This window comes from Shewanella sp. ECSMB14102 (assembly GCF_000813075.1).
Lineage (GTDB): Bacteria > Pseudomonadota > Gammaproteobacteria > Enterobacterales > Shewanellaceae > Shewanella > Shewanella indica.
The window spans coordinates 44874-63908 of the sequence record NZ_JWGX01000027.1 but is presented as its reverse complement, the minus strand read 5'-3'; the positions used below and the strand labels follow the sequence as shown (position 1 = coordinate 63908).

The following is a 19035-nucleotide window of genomic DNA, read 5'->3' as shown; positions in this document are numbered from 1 at the left end:
GGACCTTTGGGTCCTTTTTTGTTACCTGCCTCACAGCCTTCTCACCACTAACAGCTTTTGACACATTTTATTTACAAAAACACATTTATTGGCCGTTGCTTGTCTGGTAATTTAGGCTCAGATCAAGCCGCAAGCATGGATATGCAGAAGATTATGAAGACATTTTTCCGAAGAATAGCACCACTGATCATCATAGTGGTCGCCGTAATTGGTGCCGAACTCCTGATGATGACCAAGCAAGAGCCGGAGCAAAAAGCGGAGGAGATCCCGCTGCCTGTGGTCGACGTGACTCAGGTCGAACAACAGACAATGTCACTCAATCTGCCCTCTTACGGCACTGTGACTCCCAAGTACAAGACTCAGTTGGTCAGTGAAGTTCAGGGCCGAATCCTCAGCATAGCCCCGGCCTTTGTGGCCGGTGGCGTGGTGCATCAAGGCGATGAACTGGCGGTGATAGAACCTTCTGACTATGAGGCCGACCTGATGCAGGCCCAGGCGACTCTGGCCCAGGCCAAGGCAGCATTGGATGAAGAAATCGCCCGTGGCGAAGTCGCCAAGATAGAATTCAGCGGTTATGACAACGGCATGCCACCCGAGCTTGGCTTGCGGGTTCCTCAGTTAAAGAAAGAGCAAGCCAACGTCAAGTATGCCGAAGCGGCACTCGCCAGAGCCAAACGCAACCTGGAACGCACAGTTATCCGGGCCCCTTTCGATGCCATAGTGCGTGCCCGCAGTGTCGATTTGGGGCAATACGTTTCCATCGGCACCAACCTGGGAGAGCTTTACGACACAGCCGTGGCCGAAGTGCGCCTACCGCTGGCCAACAAAGACCTGGCCTATCTGGAGTCGGTGGATAACCCTGATACTCAAGTGACCCTGAGCGCCGCCTTAGCGGGTAAAACCGTGACCTGGACCGGTAAGGTAGTACGCAGTGAAGGGGTGATAGATCCGGATAACCGCATGGTCTATCTGGTGGCCGAAGTGCAGGATCCTTATCTGAGAAAGCAGAAACAGAGCGGCCAACTGCCACTGAAATTCGGCAGCTTTGTCAATGCCGTGATCAAGGGCCGCACCGTCGATGGCCTGGTGAAACTGCCAAGGTATATGGTGCGTAATCAGCATGTGGCCGTGGTAGACAAGGACAACAAGATAGAGATGCGTCACGTCAACGTGGTACGCACAGATCTTGAGTATGTCTACATCAAGGACAGCCTCAAGGATGGCGAGCGAATCTCCAAGACCAACCTTAACAATATGACCAATGGTCAGTTGGTGCGGGTTGCCAACAGCAAAGATAAAGACGCTTCCCACAGTGAAGATAATGATACTCAGGAGCAGCGCCTGGCTGCGGCGGGTGAACTCTGATGGAGCAGGAAAAAGGAATCATTGCCTGGTTTACCCGCAACAATGTCGCCGCCAACCTCTTGATGTGGGTTTTGCTTATCGGCGGGATCTTCAGCGCCTTTCTGATCAATAAAGAGGTGTTTCCCAGCTTCGAACTCAACTATTTGCGGATCTCGGTCGCCTACCCCGGCGCCGCGCCGCAAGAGATTGAAGAAGGGATCACCATCAAAATTGAAGAGGCGATTCAGGACATCAGCGGCATCAAGAAGGTTACCTCAGTAGCCAGTGAAGGGGTGGGCTCAGTCACCATAGAGGTGGAAGACGGCTATGATGCCAAAGAGGTGCTGGATGAGGCCAAACTCAGGGTCGATGCCATCGCCACCTTCCCGGCCAATATCGAAAAGCCTGATATCTACCGGATCAAGCCGGAAAACAACGTAATTTGGGTGTCTGTCTATGGCGACATGACACTGCACGACATGAAAGAGCTGGCCAAGGAGATCCGCGATGAGATCACCAACCTGCCGGCGGTGACCCGTGCCGAAGTGACCGGGGTACGCGACTATGAAATCGGTATCGAAGTCTCGGAAGATAAGCTCAGAGAGTACGGCCTCACCTTCACTCAGGTAGCGCAGGCAGTGCAAAACACCTCGATAGATCTGCCCGGTGGCTCAATTCGGGCTCAGGACGGTGACATACTGCTGCGTACCAAGGGCCAGGCCTACACGGGAGATGACTTTGCCAACATAGTGGTCAGCACTCGCGCCGATGGCAGCCGGGTGATGCTGCCCATGGTGGCCGAGATCAAGGATGACTTTGAGGAGCGGCTCGAGTACACCCGCTTCGATGGCATGCCGGCGGCCATCATAGAGATCACCAGCATCGACGATCAAAACGCTCTGACGATTGCCGATCAGGTCAAAGGTTTTATTGCCGAGCGTCAAGCCACTCTGCCCAGCGGCGCCAAGCTGGACTACTGGGGCGACCTGACCCACTATCTCAAGGGCCGCCTCAACATGATGCTGTCCAACATGTTGATGGGTGCCTTACTGGTGTTCATTATCCTGGCGCTGTTTCTGGATCTGAAACTGGCCTTCTGGGTCATGCTGGGGCTGCCTGTGTGTTTCCTCGGCGCTATGGCGCTGATGCCCATGGAACCTATAGGCATGTCTATCAACATGTTGACTCTGTTCGCCTTTATTTTGGTGCTGGGGATAGTGGTGGATGATGCGATAGTCATAGGCGAGAGTACCCATACAGAGGTTGAGCGCCACGGCCACTCGGTCAACAATGTGATCCGCGGTGCCAAGAAGGTCGCCATGCCCGCCACTTTCGGGGTGTTGACCACAATTGCCGCCTTTATCCCCATGTTGATGGTGCCAGGTCCCATGGGGATCATCTGGAAATCCATCGGCATAGTAGTAATCCTCTGCCTGGCCTTCTCGCTGGTGGAGTCCAAGTTCATTCTGCCGGCGCACCTGGCGCACATGAAGCCCAGCAAACCCAATCCCAACCCAGGGCCATTTGGTCGCTTCAAGCGCGCCTTCAACGACAAAGTGCAGCATTTTATCCACCACAGTTACCGCAACTTTATGGAGCGGATGATCCCCCACAGATATACCCTGGTGGCGGGTTTTATCGGCGTGCTTATTCTGTCGGTCGCCATGGTCACCAGTGGCAAGGTGCGCTGGGTGCTCTTCCCGGATATTCCATCCGACTTTATCCAAGTCAATCTGGAAATGGATGAAGGCAGCTCAGAGCTCAACACCCTGGATGCAGTGCAGAAAATTGAAAATGCCCTCTATGCCATGAACCAGCAGATGGAGTCCGAAATCGGCTACCCTGTGGTGAAGCACAGCTTTATCAATATGAGCAGCCGCACCTCGGCATTTATCTTTGCCGAGCTGACCAAGGGTGAAGACAGGGACGTAGACGGCGTGACCATAGCCGAGGCCTGGCGCAAACAGCTGCCGGACTTGGTGGCAGTGAAGAAACTCAATATCAATGCCAGCACCAATGATGCCGGCGGCGATATCTCTTTCCGCTTTACCTCCACCGATCTGGAACAATTATCTGCGGCCGCCAAAGAACTGAAACAGCAGCTTGCCAGCTATGAAGGCGTTTATGATATTGCCGATAACTTCTCCTCCGGCAGCCATGAAATTCGCCTCAAGATTCGTCCCGAGGCCGAGGCGTTGGGGCTGACGTTATCGGATCTGGCGCGCCAGGTGCGTTATGGCTTCTATGGCTATGAGGCGCAACGAATTTTGCGCAACAAGGAAGAGGTCAAGGTGATGGTGCGTTATCCGCTGGAGCAGCGCCGCACCATAGGCCACCTGGAGAACATGATGATCCGCACGCCAAACGGCATGGCGGTGCCCTTCTCTACCGTGGCCGAACTGGAGCTGGGGGAATCTTACTCTTCCATAACCCGGGTGGATGGTCGCAGGGCGATTACCGTAACCGCCAACGCCAACAAGGATAAAGTGGAGCCCTCCAAGGTGGTGCAGGAGATCCAGGAGAAGTTTATGCCCGAACTCGAGCGCAAATATCCCCATATTTCCGCCAGCCTCGACGGTGCCAGCCAGGATGAACAGGCCGCCATGGTCGGCTTACTGCAAGGTTTCTTCTTCGCGATATTTACCATCTATGCCTTGATGGCCATTCCGCTCAAGTCCTACAGCCAGCCGTTGATCATCATGTCGGTGATCCCCTTCGGTATGATAGGTGCGCTGTTTGGTCACTTTATTCTGGGGCTATCCATGAGCATTCTCAGTCTCTGCGGCATAGTTGCTCTGGCTGGGGTAGTGGTGAATGATTCATTGATTTTGGTGGACTTCGTCAACCGCGCCCGAGAGCAGGGCCAATCTGTGGTCAAGGCGGCCATAGATTCGGGTTGTTATCGTTTCCGGGCGATTATCCTCACCTCGCTGACCACTTTTGTCGGCCTGGTGCCCATCATCATGGAGCGCAGCCTGCAAGCACAGATAGTGATCCCCATGGCCACCTCTCTGGCGTTCGGTATTCTGTTCTCCACCTTGGTGACCCTGATCCTGGTGCCCATGCTCTATATCATTCTCGATGATCTGACCCACAAGAGCCGAGCCCTGTACCAGTGGTGGTGGCGCCCGAAAGAGGCAGAGGCCCAGATGAATGATCCTCAACATTGATTGGGTTATGGAGGGAGCCGAAAGGCTCCCTTTTTATCGGCCAGCAACAAACTCAACTCTATCGCGCCCCGTACCAAGTGGGTGTTTTCTGATCCTGCTAGCATTTTCAACATGGATTCTTGGTTAGACTCGAAGATATATCCTGCATGCCCTATTGAGTCGTTATGAGCAGCACAGCCGCAAAGCAACCCACACTCGTCTATGACATCCGCAACAGCCGCTATCTGAATATTACCGGCCGCTGCACCTTGAGATGTCGCTTCTGCCCCAAGCACAACGGCAGCAAGAGTATTCATGAGTATCAACTGGATCTCAAGGTTCGTCCCCGCGGCAGCGATATCATTCCGCTGCTGGGCGAGGTAACCCGTTTTGATGAATATGTGTTCTGCGGCTACGGTGAGCCAACGCTCAATCTCGACACCTTGCTGGAGGTGGCCCGCGAAATCAAACGCCGCGGCGGCAAGGTTAGAGTCAATACCGATGGCCTCGGCAACCTGTTTCACAGGCGCAACATATTACCGGAACTGGCCGAGAGCGTAGATGCCCTGTCGGTCTCACTCAATGCCGACACTGAAGCGGGCTACATCAAGCACTGTCGACCACGGCTGGCGGGCTCCTGGGATGCGGTCAATGCCTTTATCCGCGAAGCGCCCCGTTACATTAAACAGGTACAGGTATCGGCACTCGATGGCCTGGAAGGGGTGGATATCGACGCCTGTCGCAAGATAGTGGAAGACGCCGGTTGTCAATTCAAGCACAGGGTCCTCGGGCAGCTGGGATAATTTAGCTGCCGAACCCTGCCGATGATGCCATAAACCCCGGTCAAAGCCGTCACATAACTGATTTGCGCCTTGCTTGGCCCCATTGTTAACCGCCCGGTGAGCACTCAGTCACCGTCGATGCCCGCCGGATTAATTCGTGTTAACATGAGCGCAATTTTTCACTCCGGAGCCAGCACAGTTCCATGTTCAAAAAGAATACCGGACTCAAAGACACGCCTTTGCTTATCTCGGCTCAGGGTATTCACTGGTCCCAGCAGCGCTTGCTGGCCGTTGCCAGTCAGCTGAGCATGCTGGTGATCACTGTGATACTTATTACCAATGTGTTAATCACATTGGGCGAACGACGTCTTCAGGAAGAGTGGGCGGTGCAAAGATACAGCGAGCTGCAAACCGTCGGCGCCCTGCTGGCCGATAAAATCTCCTTCCAACAGTTTCGCACCCAAATGTTTGCCAAGTCCGAGTATCTGCGACAGTACCTGGATAATCCGGGGCATAAGGAATATCAGCGTCTGTTAACAAGCTGGGACAGCCTGAAGCGTAGCACCCCCGAGCTGCTGGATCTGGCGCTGTTTGATGCCGACGGCAAGTTTCGGATCGCTACCAGTAATAGCTTCGGCAGCATGTCGATGCCGCCGGCACTCTTGGGTAACAAGCATAACCTCGGAAGCCAGGATATTTATACCTCGGCATTGGAGTTTGCCCCGATTGGCGGGCGTCTCGAACCTTACATCTATCAAGTAGCCCGATTGGAAACTCAGGATCAGACTGTGCGCGGTTATCTGGTCACCTACAACTCCATGTTGCAAATGCTGCAGGCGATAAAACCCGCTTTCTCCAGCAATGCCTCACCGCTATTGCTGTTTGACAATCAAGGCCTGCTCTATGCAGGAGCATCGGATCTGGAGCCCTTGGCAAGGTTACCGGAAACCATGGGCAGCAGCATAAGACAGAGCTACCCGGCACTGTGGAGCAAGATGGCCGCAAGCAACTTTGGCCAATTCCACGGTGAAGACGCCACCTTCGTCTACCTCAAGTTGCAGTTGGCCTCGCCCAATGATGCCAAACGTGAATATCTGCTGCTTTCCTATATCCGCAATCACGATATCGCTTCGCGCTTTTTCCAATGGCGCAATATGCTGTTGGCCTGTGCCGCCATACTGACCATTCTGGCGACCGCGGTTATTCTGCTGACCCATATGTTCCGCCTTGAACAACGTGCCAGGCAAAACAGCATTGAGTTGGCCCGTGGCCTGTTCCGCTCCAACCTGGGTTGTGTACTGGTCAATCCCAGTGGCCGTATCGTCAGCGCCAACGCCACCGCGGCCCGTATTCTGCAACTCGAACAGGATGAGCTGCCGGATCGCAGTTTGCAGCGGATCCTGCAGTTGGAAGATGAGCTCTACTTATCAATGAAGCAGCAACTGGCAGATATCGGCGAGTGGCGCGGTGAGGTGCAACTCGAGTCACTGGATAACGCCCAACTCAGACTGCATATCCGCCGTTACTATGCCAGCCGACAGACTTATCTACTGATTACCCTCGAGGATATCGGCGAACTGAAACAAGCCCAACAGGAAGCCTTCCTCAGTAAGCTGTTGACCGGCAGCAATGTTGCCACCGCCCTAACCACGCCATCAGGACAGTTGCTCAAGGTCAACGACGCCTTCGATAAGCTGATGCAGCTCAATGGCGATATCAGCCATAGTCTGGCGGCTCTACTGGAAAACGATCTTGGTAACCAGTGGCAAAGAATAAGCCAATTGGTAAGTATGCAAGGCCAGTGGCAGGGGCAGATCCTTTGTACCCAGCGTCATGGCAGTTGCCTGCAGGCCACGCTCAAGGGCTATCTGGATCAAGACGGCGAGATTGAGTATCTGGTATGTACCCTGGAGCAGGCAACCCCAAGAAGTAAAGTTGAAGCCAGTGGCGATCTGGTGCCTCACCGCAGCACCATCCTGGTGAATCTCAGAGATCTGGATCGCTACTTCAAGTCCATGTCCGAAGAGGAAAAACTGCAGGCCAGTCTGCTTCTGATGGACATCAGCCCAGAGGGCATGCTCAGCCATATGAGTGATATTGGCCAGTTGGAAAACCGCCAACATGAGGTGGAGATGCAACTACTCAGGGATCTGCCCAACAGCTATCAAATGTCCCACTGGCAGTTGGGAAAACTCATTATCATATTGCCGGAAACCGATGCCAACCAGGCACACCACTATGCGGTCAAGGCACTGGCAAGCCTAAATGAAAACGGCTTGGCCGAAGGGATCAGTATAGGCATAGCCGCCTATCTGCCGGGCCAGAGTCTGGAGCAATTCCTCGGCAATGCCGAAGTAGCACTAAAACGAGCCAAGCAGACGGGTGAGCAGAATATCTGCCAGGCCTATACCCGCCAGCTCTAATATAAGTTGCCTTTGATACTAAAAAGTTGCTATCTGCGGCGCGGCTTTTCGCAGCGCCGACTACTGAGTACGGCTTAAGCGACAGCTGGCCTTGATATACAGAGCGTCCAAATAAAACAGCAAGCCTAAGCCTGCTGCCTCAATTATCTCTATGAATCGCTTGAATGGGCGTCACTTAAACGGGATTTTAAGCGGCGTAAGAGATACCCGGAGCGGACAACAACATAACAGCACTGCGCCCCAGGAGATCGTTGATCATCTGCTCGCCCTTATCCCCCAGCTCTATTTGGGCGTTTTCTCTGGCCATGGCCACGGCACGAAATAGAGTGATCTCTGGATTATTGTATCCACAGAGACTAAAGAAAAGCCTCAATACCGCCCTATGCTCTGCTTGATTAAGCGCCTGCATCCAGGAATGCTCGAGTGCTCCAACACTGGAAAAATCCAGAGCGGCCAGAAACAGTCGACCAATACGCACATCTAACCTTGTTAAAAAATCAATTTTGCGCGGAAAATGATGACTAATCCCCGTGCGGCTAATCCCCGTTGCTTCAGAAAGTGTTGTATAAGACATAGCCTCAAAGCCAATAGTTAAGATCTGTTTGAGAGCTTCGTCCATAATCTGATTGATAGTCAGCTCAGTCTGAGCCTTTGAACGCTTGGCCATTCTTGTTTGCCTCTTATCCCTTTTGTTTTTATTGCCAACGAGCTTATCAAAGGGATAAAGAGAATACTGCCAAAAATAGGGGTGCTAACAGTGTTTTTCACTTTCGTTCAGCAAATGTTCAGCTAAGAAAACTGAAAAAAATGCTTACTTTTCACATTATTGCAACATACCCTCTTTAAACAACAAAATATTGGCGCTTTCGGTTCCCAGCAACTGTTCCAGGGTGGGTTGCAACACTCTACCCAACTGCTCACGACGCCAAAACATATAGCTGGGAAGGACTTGCCGACGGTTTCGAGAAAAAAGATACTGCAGTAAGCTGGAAAATTCCGCCACTTCGTCCTGAGAATAACCACTGACGATCGGATAAAAATCGAGCACAAATGTTGCAAAATCAGCAAATCCTGCGATTTCTTGCTGATCATATTTTTTTAACACTTGTATCAGATACAATGGGCTCCAGTGTGACAAATTGCCGATATCAGAAATGACGGCCAGGTTGCGACGATGGTATTGTTGCCACACAAGTTCCAGACTGTTCCATTCTTTAGCACAACGCCAAGCGAGATAAGTATCAGCCAACCACTCATGGTCCAGTTCAGACAACTCGGCAGGCAAAACATCTCCTTGCAGACGCTTTACTTCCAAATGTCCCAACTCATGCCAGAGAGTTAATTGCGGCTGATGCCGCAACACCAGTTCATGATTTTGACCATTCCAGATAGCAGTTTGACTTTGAGGGATATATTGCGGTGCCCAGAGAACCATGCCGGCAATTTTGTCATCTTCGACGGGCAGAGACATGGCGCCTCTCATCCCCAAAGCATCGAAGAAAGCTTGTTGAGACAGGGGCAATTGCCGCTTGACCCTATCGGGGAGTTGCTGCAGACACAGTGGCAATTCAGATGGCGGACATATCAAGGCTTGTTTTGGACCCACATCGGTCCAAAACAAGCTTCCCGATAGCAACGCCGCCATCAACATCAGGATTTGGTCATAATATTCTGAATGATAGCTGTGGTGGAGATACCATCTTCGAATCCCAGCACCTTGACACTGCCACCGGCAGCGATCACCTCTTCACCGCCGGCTATCTCTTCCACCCGATAGTCTCCGCCCTTGACCAGGAGATCCGGCAACAATCTGGAAATCACCCGCTGCGGCGTATCTTCGCTGAAAGGCACTACCCAATCGACGGAAGCTAACCCTGCCAAAACAGCCATCCGCCGCTCCAAGCTGTTGACCGGACGTCCTTCGCCCTTAAGACGTTTTACCGAAGCGTCGTCATTAACCGCCACTATCAATCTATCGCCCAAAGCCCTGGCTTCTTTGAGATAACTAACGTGCCCGGCATGGAGTATGTCAAAGCAACCATTGGTCATCACCACTCGTTCGCCTCTGAGCTTGGCTTGCTGAATGGCGTACAGCAGTTGATCTTCGCTGACCACCCCAAAGCCCGATTCCCCCTGATGTAAAGCCAAAGCCTCAATGAGTTCAATACGACTGACAGTGGAAGTCCCCAGCTTACCAACCACCACACCTGCGGCGCTATTAGCAATAGCGCAAGCTTGCGGCAGGTCGCTGCCAGCCGCCAAAGCAGTGGCAAGCGCCGATATCACAGTATCTCCGGCACCTGTCACATCATAGACTTCCCTGGCCATAGTCGGGATATGCAACTCATCTCCTTCACTGGTGATAAGTGTCATGCCCTTCTCCGAACGAGTAACCAGAATCGCCCCCAGTTGATGCTCACTAATCAAGGCCTGCGCCTTGGCTACCAAATCGGCCTCCGAACTAACAGTGCCCACGACAGCCTCAAACTCATTCATATTGGGGGTGATCAGGCTGGCTCCGGCATAACGACCGAAATCACTGCCCTTGGGATCCACCAAGACACTGATCCCCTTTGCTCTCGCCTTGGCAATAAAGGCCTGAGGCTCAAAGATGGCCCCCTTGGCGTAGTCAGACAATACCAGTACCTTGCAATCATCCAACAAAGCCTCACTCTGCGCCAATAGCGCCTGGCTCTGTTCCCGGGCAAAGGTCTCTTCAAAATCCAAGCGGATAAGCTGTTGATTACAGCTCAGCACGCGCAGCTTAGTGATCGTGGGTTTATCTTCGACCGTCAACCACTTAGGCTCCACACCTAAAGCACTGATGCCCATATGCAGGGCTGCTGCGGCCTCATCGGCACCAACAATACCGGCCAGTTGCACCGACCCACCCAGCGCCGCGATATTTAGTGCCACGTTGGCTGCTCCGCCGGGCCTATCCTCTATTTGATTGATTCGCACCACAGGTACAGGCGCCTCGGGTGAAATGCGGCCGGTTGAGCCACCCCAGTATCGATCGAGCATGACATCACCAACGACCAGAACCTTGGCTTTTTCAAATGGGGGCAGAGTTACCTTCATAACGAACTTGTCTTCTTAGGGCCAAATAAACCCTAATTGTACCTAATTTTCACAATAAATTGGGTTAGAATATGCGGTAATTTTTCCAGTAAACGGGTTTATCGTTTTGGTAGAGAAAGCGCAATTTTCCACTCACTTGTATCATCCTAAATTCTGGTTGCTGTGGCTTGCTGTCGGTCTGGCCAGGCTGACTCTCCTGCTGCCACTTAAATGGCAAATGAAGCTTGGCAGCACCTTCGGCCTTGTGGCAATGAAGCTGGCCGGAAGCCGGGTCAACACCGCCAGACGCAACCTGGAGCTGTGTTTTCCACAAATGAGTAACGCGGAGCGGGAAAACCTGCTTAAGCGTAACTTTCAAGAAACCGGCAAGGCCATTTTCGACACTATCAACGCCTGGTGGTGGAACAACGACAAGGTGCAAAAGCACATGCAGATAAAGGGCCAGGAGCATGTAGAGCAGACACTGGCTGCCGGTCAAGGGGTTATTCTGTTTGCGGTTCACTGCTTGCCGCTGGAAATGGGCGCAAGAATATTCGGCCAATTTCAGCCCGGGGTTGGTGTGTATCGCCCCCATAACAATCCTGTAATGGAATACCTGCAGGTAAAGGGGCGTTTGCGTTCAAACAAGGCGCTGGTTCCCAAGCGGGATCTTAGGCAGATGGTGCGTTGCCTGCGTAACCCTGATGTCATCTGGTATACAGCAGATCAGGACTTTGGCCGCTCCAGTGCCGTCTTTATCCCCTTCTTCGCCGTTCCCGATGCCGCCACCATTACCGGCGGTACCACCTTGGCCAAGCTGGGTAAAGCCAAGGTGCTGCCTTTCTTTGTCGAGCGCAACGCCGACGATACGGGTTACAACATAGAGATCCAAGCGCCACTGGATAACTTTCCCGGCGAAAATGAGGTGGAAGACGCCAAACGCGGCAACGTCATTGTCGAGCAGCTGATCAGCCGTAACCCGGCGCAGTACATGTGGCTGCACCGCAGGTTCAAGACCCGCCCCAATGAGAGCACGCCCTCGCTCTATTAAGAAAATAACCGTAAAAATGCCGACTTAGGGTCGGCATTTCTTCGTTCTTCGCTTTTTTCAGTCTTCAGAGGGCAATCTCAAACCAACCCGGCTGACAGTCCCTTCCTGCACCTCGGCGACTATCCAGTCCAGCCCTTGCCAGAGGAATTGATCCCCCACTACAGGGTGACTGCCGAGTTGTTGCTGCAGTAAGTCGGCAACCCGCATCTGCTCATATTCGGGTTCCAGCTGCATGCCGTAAATAGGTGCCATATCGGCCAGCATCACATCCACTGAAATAAAGAAGTCACCAAAGAAGCGGGGCGCCTCGCGTTTTTCTGGCGCCTCACTGAACAGCTGACTCAAAGGTTCCAAATCGTCCTCTTGCCCCAGCACACAAAGAATGTCATCGGCCATCAGCCTGGTACTCCCCGAAGGGTGCAACAGTTCGTTATTGCGAAATACGGCGGCAATCCGGGTTCCCGCCGGCATGGCAAGGCGCCTTAGAGGTTCACCGATACACCATTTGTTTTCGCTGAGGCGATAGACAAATATCTCCCATTCACTGGTGGGATAAATTTCCACCCCTGCGCGGGATATGGGTGCCGGTTTGGGGGGCAACTCCACCTTGGCCAGCTGCGCCGCCTTGGACAAGGTACTGCCCTGCAGCAGCAAGGAAACCATCACCACGAAGAAGGCCAGGTTGAAGTAAAGCTGCGCCTGTGGCAGCCCCGCCATCATGGGAAATACCGCCAAAATAATGGGTACGGCGCCGCGCAGCCCAACCCAGGAGATAAACCATCTGTCTCTGTCATGGAAGCTGCGAAACGGTAGCAAACTAAGCCAAACCGCAATCGGCCGCGCCAGAAAGATCATCCCAAAGGCCAGTGCCAAACCCGGTAAGGCGATATCTTTCAGATCCGATGGCGTCAGCAAGAGTCCCAGTACCAGGAACATGCCTATCTGACTGAGCCAGGTCATACCATCGAGGACGTTGAGAATCGAGTGTTTGCCACGGGTCGCCTTGTTACCGAGAAACAGACCCACCAGGTAAATAGACAGAATACCACTGCCTCCCAGGGCATTGGAGATAGCGAAGATCATCATTGCGCCACTCAGCACCAAAATGGAGTAGAGTCCTTCGGGCAATTGATTGCGATTGATAACCTGCCAGAGCAGCCAACCGCCGCCGACACCGAGGATCCCGCCCAGGCCAAACTGTTTGATAAAGCTCAGAGCCAGATAGCTGCCCGAGAGTTCATCGCCACTGCTGCCGAGAATAGCAATCAGCGTCACGGTCAAAAACACGGCCATGGGGTCATTACAACCGGATTCTATTTCCAGTGTCGAACCGACACGCTCGTTCACGTTTTTGCCTTTGAGCAGGCTAAATACCGCCGCGGCATCGGTCGAACCAACAATGGCCCCCACCAACATGCCCTGAAGTAAGCTGAGATCAAACAGCCAGGCAGCCAATAAACCTGTCAGCGTGGTGGTTAACGCCACCCCAAAAGTGGCCAAGGACAAGGCCGGCCACAATGCCACCCTGAAACTGGCAACCCGGGTACGCATGCCACCATCGAGCAGAATAACAGCCAGCGCCAGGTTACTGACCAAATAAGCCACTGAATAGTCATTGAATACTATGCCGCCTGGGCCATCTTCACCGGCAAAGATACCCACCGCAAGAAATACCACCAAAATAGGAATACCGAGTCGCGACGACACCGGGCTGAGCAATACACTGACTGCGACAAGCAAGGCCCCGACAAGGAAAAAGCTGTTGATGATATCTGCGTTCAAATGACCCTCCAGTTGAAAATGCGGGGAAGCTAATAAAAGAGAAACCTGACTCTAATGAGACTCCGGAAAACACGTGGGTTACAAACGGAATTATATCATTAATTAGGGTTATTTTTCAGTAGAAACAGTTGACTTATTTTCGCTTTCAGCGAAAAAGACCAGCAAAAGAAGCCGTGTAACCCCTTAAAAAATAGAAAATTTACCAATAAAACATCAAATATGAAGCCAAAGAAACATAAACTCAAATTAATGAAAAAAACTTAATTTTTTCAATCAACTAAAGAATTTGAAATCCAAGAATCCTCATCAATATATCAGTGATGGCTTCAGGGCAAACATTCAGTGTCATAATGACACTTTGTAATGTTAAAAAGACATTCAAAATACAATCAAAATGACACAATCAAAAACACACAAAAAAGTAAGACACTGATTAAAAACAAGAATAAAACTTGGCACATTAGCTGCTCTATGAAGGAAAACCTATCAAATAGACTTTGTCAGAGGGATGCCAATGAGCAGACAAAAATTCACCCTGATCGCACTGTTACTTGTGTTGGTCGCTTCTTTCACTGTACTTCTCAGTATCGGCAGTGAAATCTATCGGGAAAAACCACCGATTGCCGATGTCTATAGCGACAGCCAGGGCCAAGTGGTTTTCAGCGGCAAGGACATAGAACAAGGGCAGCTGGTTTGGCGCTCCATGGGCGGGCATCAGTTGGGCTCCGTCTGGGGCCATGGCGCCTATGTGGCTCCGGATTGGACTGCAGACTGGCTGCACCGTGAGGCCGAAGCCTGGCTGGATATTCGCGCCAAGGAGACATACAACAAGCCTTTCAATAGCCTGGACAAGAGTACTCAGGCCGCATTGGAGCAAGCTTTAAGGGACGATTTGCGCCATAACACTGTCACTACAGATGAGAGAGGTCACACCCGGGTGGTGCTTTCCGACACCCGTATCGCTGCCATGGCGCAAGTGAGTCAGCACTATCAATCTTTGTTTGGTGACGATCCCGCGCTGAATGAGCTGCGAGAAGCCTATGCGATGAAAACCAATACCATAGGATCTGCCGATCGCCGTCAGCAGCTCAATGCCTTCCTGTTTTGGGGCGCTTGGGCCGCGGTGACCGAGCGCCCGGATGCCAATTACAGCTACACCAACAATTGGCCCTACGATCCGCAACTGGGCAACACACCGACCTCAGACAATATCGTCTGGTCGATTCTGAGCATAGTGACTCTGCTGGCCGGTATCGGTGCCCTGGTTTGGTATCATGCCGCCGGCAAACATGAAGCGCTGCCGGCTCCCGCCACTGAAGATCCACTGTTCAGACACAAACCCACCCCTTCACAAAAGGCCACGGGTAAATACTTCATTACCGCTATCGGCCTATTTCTGCTGCAAATACTGCTAGGTGGCGTCACGGCGCACTATGCGGTTGAGGGCCAGGAGTTTTACGGTATTCCCTTGAGTGAGATCCTGCCCTATTCAGTGACCCGCACCTGGCATACTCAACTGGCTGTATTCTGGATAGCGACGGCCTGGCTCGGTACCGGGCTCTATATCGCGCCGGCGCTTTCCGGCCACGAGCCAAAATATCAACGCTTCGGTGTCAACCTATTGTGGGTCGCTCTTCTGGTAGTGGTGCTGGGCTCCATGGCCGGTGAATGGCTGGGGGTACAACAATATTTCTCGCTGGACAACAACTTCCTCTTCGGTCACCAGGGATATGAATACATAGATCTCGGCCGGGTTTGGCAATTGCTGCTGTTAGCCGGATTGATGATCTGGCTGGCGCTGGTGAGCCGCGCCATGTTGCCCGCCCTGAAACAGGAATCTGAGCTAAAGCCTGTGCTCTGGGTACTCTACGCCTCCTGTGTCGCCATCGGCCTCTTCTATGGTGCCGGGCTGTTTATGGGTAAACACACTAACCTTGCCATCGCCGAATACTGGCGTTGGTGGGTAGTACATCTGTGGGTTGAAGGCTTCTTTGAAACCTTTGCCACCTCGGTTATCGCCCTGATGTTTGTGCGTCTTGGCCTTATCCGTGCCCGCAGTGCCAATGGTGCGGTACTCTTCTCTACCCTGATCTTCCTGACCGGGGGCCTGATAGGCACACTGCATCACCTCTATTTCACCGGCACCCCCACTTCGGTCATCGCCTGGGGCGCTATCTTCTCGGCGTTGGAAGTGGTGCCTCTGGCCCTTATCGGTTTTGAAGCGGTGGAAAGCTATCGCCTGCGCCGGGCCGCTCCCTGGATGCAACGCTATCACTGGGCCATCATGTTCTTTGTTGCCACCGCTTTCTGGAATCTGGTGGGCGCCGGTGTACTGGGCTTCCTGATCAATCCACCGATTGCCCTCTATTACATTCAAGGGCTGAATACCACGGCCACCCACGCCCACGGCGCCTTTATGGGAGTCTACGGCATGTTGGGGATAGGCCTGATGTTGTTCTGCCTGTCAGGACTTGCCGGTAAACTGCGCTGGGAAGACAAGTGGCTCAAGGGAGCATTCTGGAGCCTGAATCTGGGGCTGGCCGCCATGCTGTTCCTGTCATTGCTGCCGGTGGGCATAGTGCAGTTCTTTGCCGTTCTGGATCATGGCTACTGGTTTGCCCGCTCGGCAGAGGTGATCCACAGCCCGCTGGTCGAACGCCTGGTATGGATGCGGATGTTCGGTGATATCATCTTCTCCGTCGGTGGTTTATTGCTGGGCGCCTTCCTGCTGGGATTGTTACGACAGGCAGTCAAGGCCAAACGCTTGGCCATTGCTACCAGTCACTAGCCACTCACACTGCAAACAATGTCAAAATGACATTCCACTGTCCCTGGGGTAGACTCACCCCAGGGATTTTATTCAGGTCAGCTTATGCCACTCAGCCATTCCGATCTCACCCGTATCGCGCTGGATATCACCTCAGGTTTGCCAAACAGCGACAGATTCAGCCGTCTGCTGGCAACGGTACGGGACAATCTCCATTGTGATGCCGCCGCTCTACTGCGGTTTCAGGGCAATCGCTTTATCCCACTGGCAATCGATGGCCTCAGGGCCGATGTACTCGGTCGCAGCTTCAACATCACAGAGCACCCGAGACTGGAAGCCATCGCCCGCGCCGGCGATCTGGTGCGCTTTCCGGCAGACAGCCAATTGCCGGATCCCTACGATGGCCTGATAGCCGCCCATACAGATAAGCTCAAGGTGCATGCCTGTATCGGCCTGCCGCTGCTGGACAAGGAACAACTGATAGGCGCCTTGACCATAGATGGTCTGGACCCTTGCCAGTTCGACGATTTCAGCGATGAAGAGCTGCGAAGCCTGAGCGCCATCGCCGCCGCCTCCCTCGGCAATGCCCTGCTGCTGGATAAGTTGGAAAGCCTGTCGCTACAGAGCCAGAGTCGACCTTTGCCGGAAAGCGGCCATAGTGAACTCCTGGGAGAAAGCCCGCAAATGTTGGCGCTGAAGCGGGAAATTGCCGTGGTCGCTCCCAGCGATCTGAACGTATTGATCCTCGGTGAAACCGGCACGGGTAAAGAGCTGGTTGCCAAGGCAGTACACGCCGCCTCGCCCAGATGCAACAAGGCTCTGGTGTACCTCAACTGCGCCGCCCTACCCGAGTCGGTCGCCGAGAGTGAACTCTTCGGTCATGTCAAAGGCGCCTTTACCGGCGCCATCAGCAATCGCGCCGGTAAGTTTGAATTGGCCGACAAGGGGACTTTGTTTCTCGACGAGATAGGCGAGCTCAGCCTGCCGCTGCAGGCCAAGTTACTCAGGGTGCTGCAATACGGCGATCTGCAACGGGTTGGCGAAGATAGAAGCCTGACAGTGGATGTGCGGGTTATCGCCGCCACCAATAAGGATCTCAAAACCGAGGTGGTTGAAGGCCGCTTTCGCGCCGATCTCTACCACAGGCTAAGTGTTTTCCCGCTACTTGTGCCGCCACTGAGAGAAAGGGGCCGCGACATACTGCTGCTTGCCGGGCATTTTCTTGAACGTTGCCGCAGCAAGCTGGGGCTGGAGCGCCTCAGTCTGTCCGCCGAATCGGAAGCCTGGCTGCTGGCCAACGACTGGCCCGGCAACGTCAGGGAACTGGAACACCTGTTGCACCGCGCCAGCGTGTTGGCGCGCGCCGCCAGTGACCATAACCAATGCCAGTTGCAACTGGGTGAGTTACAGTCAAAGAGCCCCTCTCCAAGTGCGCTGCCGCGCCAGTTGGACACAACAGTGCCTGCAGAATCCATTACACTCAAGCAAGCCACAGCGGAGTTCCAAAGACAGCTGCTGCGCAGTGTGCTGGAACGGCACCAATACAACTGGGCCGCCAGTGCCCGCGAGTTGGGTGTCGACCCGGGCAACCTGCATCGACTGGCAAAACGCCTGCAACTGAAATAGTTTTTTGCCGCAATCTGTTGAAATCTGCGCCGGAAAAGGTAAGGATGCCTGCTCGACTCTGATGCCTGAAACCATGGCGACTGACAGCGTTTAATGAAGAAAAATATCCTATGACAAGAATTCCCCGCCTCGCCCTGTTACTGGGCCTGTTGCTTCCCGCCTGCCTGTCGCAGGCAGTTGAATACCCTCTGCCGCCAGAGGGCAGCAGTATCGTCGGTGACAACCAGTATTATGTAGTGCCCGATGACAAACGCACACTTGAGAGTGTTGCCGACGAATATCAACTGGGGCTGACCAACATGACCGAGGCCAACCCAGGGGTAGACCCTTTTCTTCCCAAGCCCCGCAGCACATTGCTGATCCCCCATAAACTGATCCTGCCGGATGCCCCCCGTAAAGGGATAGTGATCAACGTGGCCGAAATGCGCCTCTACTACTATCCCAAAGACAGCAATACGGTACAGGTCTTACCCATAGGTATAGGTCAAATAGGCCGGGATACCCCGGAAAACTGGGTGACCAAGATTTATCGCAAACGCGCCAACCCCACCTGGACCCCAACGGCCAGGATCCGCAAGGAGTATGCCGCCAACGGCATTACCCTGCCCAAGGTCTGGCCCGCAGGCCCGGATAACCCCATGGGCTTGTATGCGCTTTATATCGGTAACCTGTACGCCATTCACGGCACCAATGCCAGCTTCGGTATAGGCCTGCGTGTCAGCCAGGGGTGTGTCCGCCTGCGTAATCAGGATATCGAGCATCTGTTCAATACTGTGCCCAACGGCACCCGGGTACAGTTTGTCAATCAGCCGATAAAGGCCAGCCTGGAGCCTGATGGCGGTCGCTATCTGGAAGTGCATCAGCCACTGTCGCGCACCGAGGCCGAGTTTGAATCCACCGCGCCTGTGGTATTGAAGATGACCCCGGCCATCAGCCGCTTTATCGCCCATGCCGACACCGACTCCACCGTGCTCAAACGCCTGTTGGATGACAGAAGCGGTATTCCTACCCGCCTCCATCCCTGAACCCTTTAAAAAGCAAGACCCCAGCC

Annotated in this window: 12 protein-coding genes; 8 read left to right on the top strand and 4 right to left on the bottom strand. The window is 53.4% G+C overall.

Annotated features, from left to right (window positions below):
* Positions 1–150: 150 nt before the first annotated feature.
* From RC73_RS10270 to RC73_RS10255, 4 genes are all read left to right on the top strand, one after another.
* Entirely contained in the window at positions 151–1365 is a 1215-nt protein-coding gene (locus tag RC73_RS10270) for an efflux RND transporter periplasmic adaptor subunit (protein WP_039034570.1), read from the top strand.
* Positions 1365–4514: an efflux RND transporter permease subunit gene (locus RC73_RS10265; protein WP_039034547.1), complete on the top strand. Its 3150-nt coding sequence runs from the start codon at positions 1365–1367 to the stop codon at positions 4512–4514. The genes RC73_RS10270 and RC73_RS10265 overlap by 1 nt, the downstream gene beginning before the upstream one ends.
* A 164-nt stretch (positions 4515–4678) precedes the next feature.
* Positions 4679–5296, top strand: a complete 618-nt coding sequence (locus tag RC73_RS10260; protein ID WP_039034546.1) for a TatD family nuclease-associated radical SAM protein — start codon at positions 4679–4681, stop codon at positions 5294–5296.
* A gap of 182 nt (positions 5297–5478) precedes the next feature.
* Complete coding sequence (locus RC73_RS10255) at positions 5479–7698, top strand: PAS domain-containing protein (RefSeq protein WP_039034545.1); 2220 nt, start codon at positions 5479–5481, stop codon at positions 7696–7698.
* A 187-nt stretch (positions 7699–7885) separates the two neighbouring features.
* Here the strand turns inward: RC73_RS10255 and RC73_RS10250 are convergent, their stop codons facing one another.
* The 3 genes from RC73_RS10250 to hldE form a co-directional block, all read right to left on the bottom strand.
* The gene (locus RC73_RS10250; RefSeq protein WP_039034544.1) at positions 7886–8365 is read right to left on the bottom strand and encodes a TetR family transcriptional regulator; all 480 of its coding nucleotides are present in this window, start codon (positions 8363–8365) and stop codon (positions 7886–7888) included.
* A gap of 156 nt (positions 8366–8521) precedes the next feature.
* A complete protein-coding gene (locus RC73_RS10245; RefSeq protein ID WP_052248126.1) occupies positions 8522–9349 on the bottom strand; it encodes a hypothetical protein in 828 nt (275 codons plus the stop codon).
* A complete protein-coding gene (hldE, locus tag RC73_RS10240) occupies positions 9349–10779 on the bottom strand; it encodes a bifunctional D-glycero-beta-D-manno-heptose-7-phosphate kinase/D-glycero-beta-D-manno-heptose 1-phosphate adenylyltransferase HldE (RefSeq protein ID WP_039034542.1) in 1431 nt (476 codons plus the stop codon). The genes RC73_RS10245 and hldE overlap by 1 nt, the downstream gene beginning before the upstream one ends.
* Before the next feature lie 106 nt (positions 10780–10885).
* Here hldE and lpxL point away from each other — a divergent pair, with 106 nt between their 5' ends.
* Positions 10886–11809 carry an LpxL/LpxP family Kdo(2)-lipid IV(A) lauroyl/palmitoleoyl acyltransferase gene (gene lpxL / locus RC73_RS10235; RefSeq protein ID WP_039034541.1) on the top strand — a complete coding sequence of 308 codons (924 nt, stop codon included), beginning with the start codon at positions 10886–10888 and terminating at the stop codon, positions 11807–11809.
* Between the two features lie 57 nt (positions 11810–11866).
* Here lpxL and RC73_RS10230 read toward each other — a convergent pair whose 3' ends face one another.
* Positions 11867–13591, bottom strand: a complete 1725-nt coding sequence (locus RC73_RS10230; protein ID WP_039034540.1) for a potassium/proton antiporter — start codon at positions 13589–13591, stop codon at positions 11867–11869.
* A gap of 514 nt (positions 13592–14105) precedes the next feature.
* Here RC73_RS10230 and RC73_RS10225 point away from each other — a divergent pair.
* The 3 genes from RC73_RS10225 (at position 14106) to RC73_RS10215 (ending at position 19009) form a co-directional block, all read left to right on the top strand.
* Positions 14106–16379 (top strand): nitric-oxide reductase large subunit, encoded by a 2274-nt coding sequence (locus tag RC73_RS10225; RefSeq protein WP_039034539.1) that lies wholly within the window; start codon positions 14106–14108, stop codon positions 16377–16379.
* 84 nt (positions 16380–16463) lie between these two features.
* Positions 16464–17984: a nitric oxide reductase transcriptional regulator NorR gene (norR, locus tag RC73_RS10220; protein WP_039034538.1), complete on the top strand. Its 1521-nt coding sequence runs from the start codon at positions 16464–16466 to the stop codon at positions 17982–17984.
* Positions 17985–18094: 110 nt separating this feature from the next.
* Positions 18095–19009 (top strand): L,D-transpeptidase family protein, encoded by a 915-nt coding sequence (locus RC73_RS10215; protein WP_039034537.1) that lies wholly within the window; start codon positions 18095–18097, stop codon positions 19007–19009.
* Positions 19010–19035 lie beyond the last annotated feature (26 nt).

Bases quoted from the DNA above. Each gene is read 5' to 3' on its own strand.
- RC73_RS10265 (WP_039034547.1), top strand. From the start codon at position 1,365: ATGGAGCAGGAAAAAGGAATCATTGCCTGGTTTACCCGCAACAATGTC.
- RC73_RS10260 (WP_039034546.1), top strand. From the start codon at position 4,679: ATGAGCAGCACAGCCGCAAAGCAACCCACACTCGTCTATGACATCCGC.
- RC73_RS10255 (WP_039034545.1), top strand. From the start codon at position 5,479: ATGTTCAAAAAGAATACCGGACTCAAAGACACGCCTTTGCTTATCTCG.
- RC73_RS10250 (WP_039034544.1), bottom strand. From the start codon at position 8,365: ATGGCCAAGCGTTCAAAGGCTCAGACTGAGCTGACTATCAATCAGATT.
- RC73_RS10245 (WP_052248126.1), bottom strand. From the start codon at position 9,349: ATGTTGATGGCGGCGTTGCTATCGGGAAGCTTGTTTTGGACCGATGTG.
- hldE (WP_039034542.1), bottom strand. From the start codon at position 10,779: ATGAAGGTAACTCTGCCCCCATTTGAAAAAGCCAAGGTTCTGGTCGTT.
- RC73_RS10225 (WP_039034539.1), top strand. From the start codon at position 14,106: ATGAGCAGACAAAAATTCACCCTGATCGCACTGTTACTTGTGTTGGTC.
- norR (WP_039034538.1), top strand. From the start codon at position 16,464: ATGCCACTCAGCCATTCCGATCTCACCCGTATCGCGCTGGATATCACC.
- RC73_RS10215 (WP_039034537.1), top strand. From the start codon at position 18,095: ATGACAAGAATTCCCCGCCTCGCCCTGTTACTGGGCCTGTTGCTTCCC.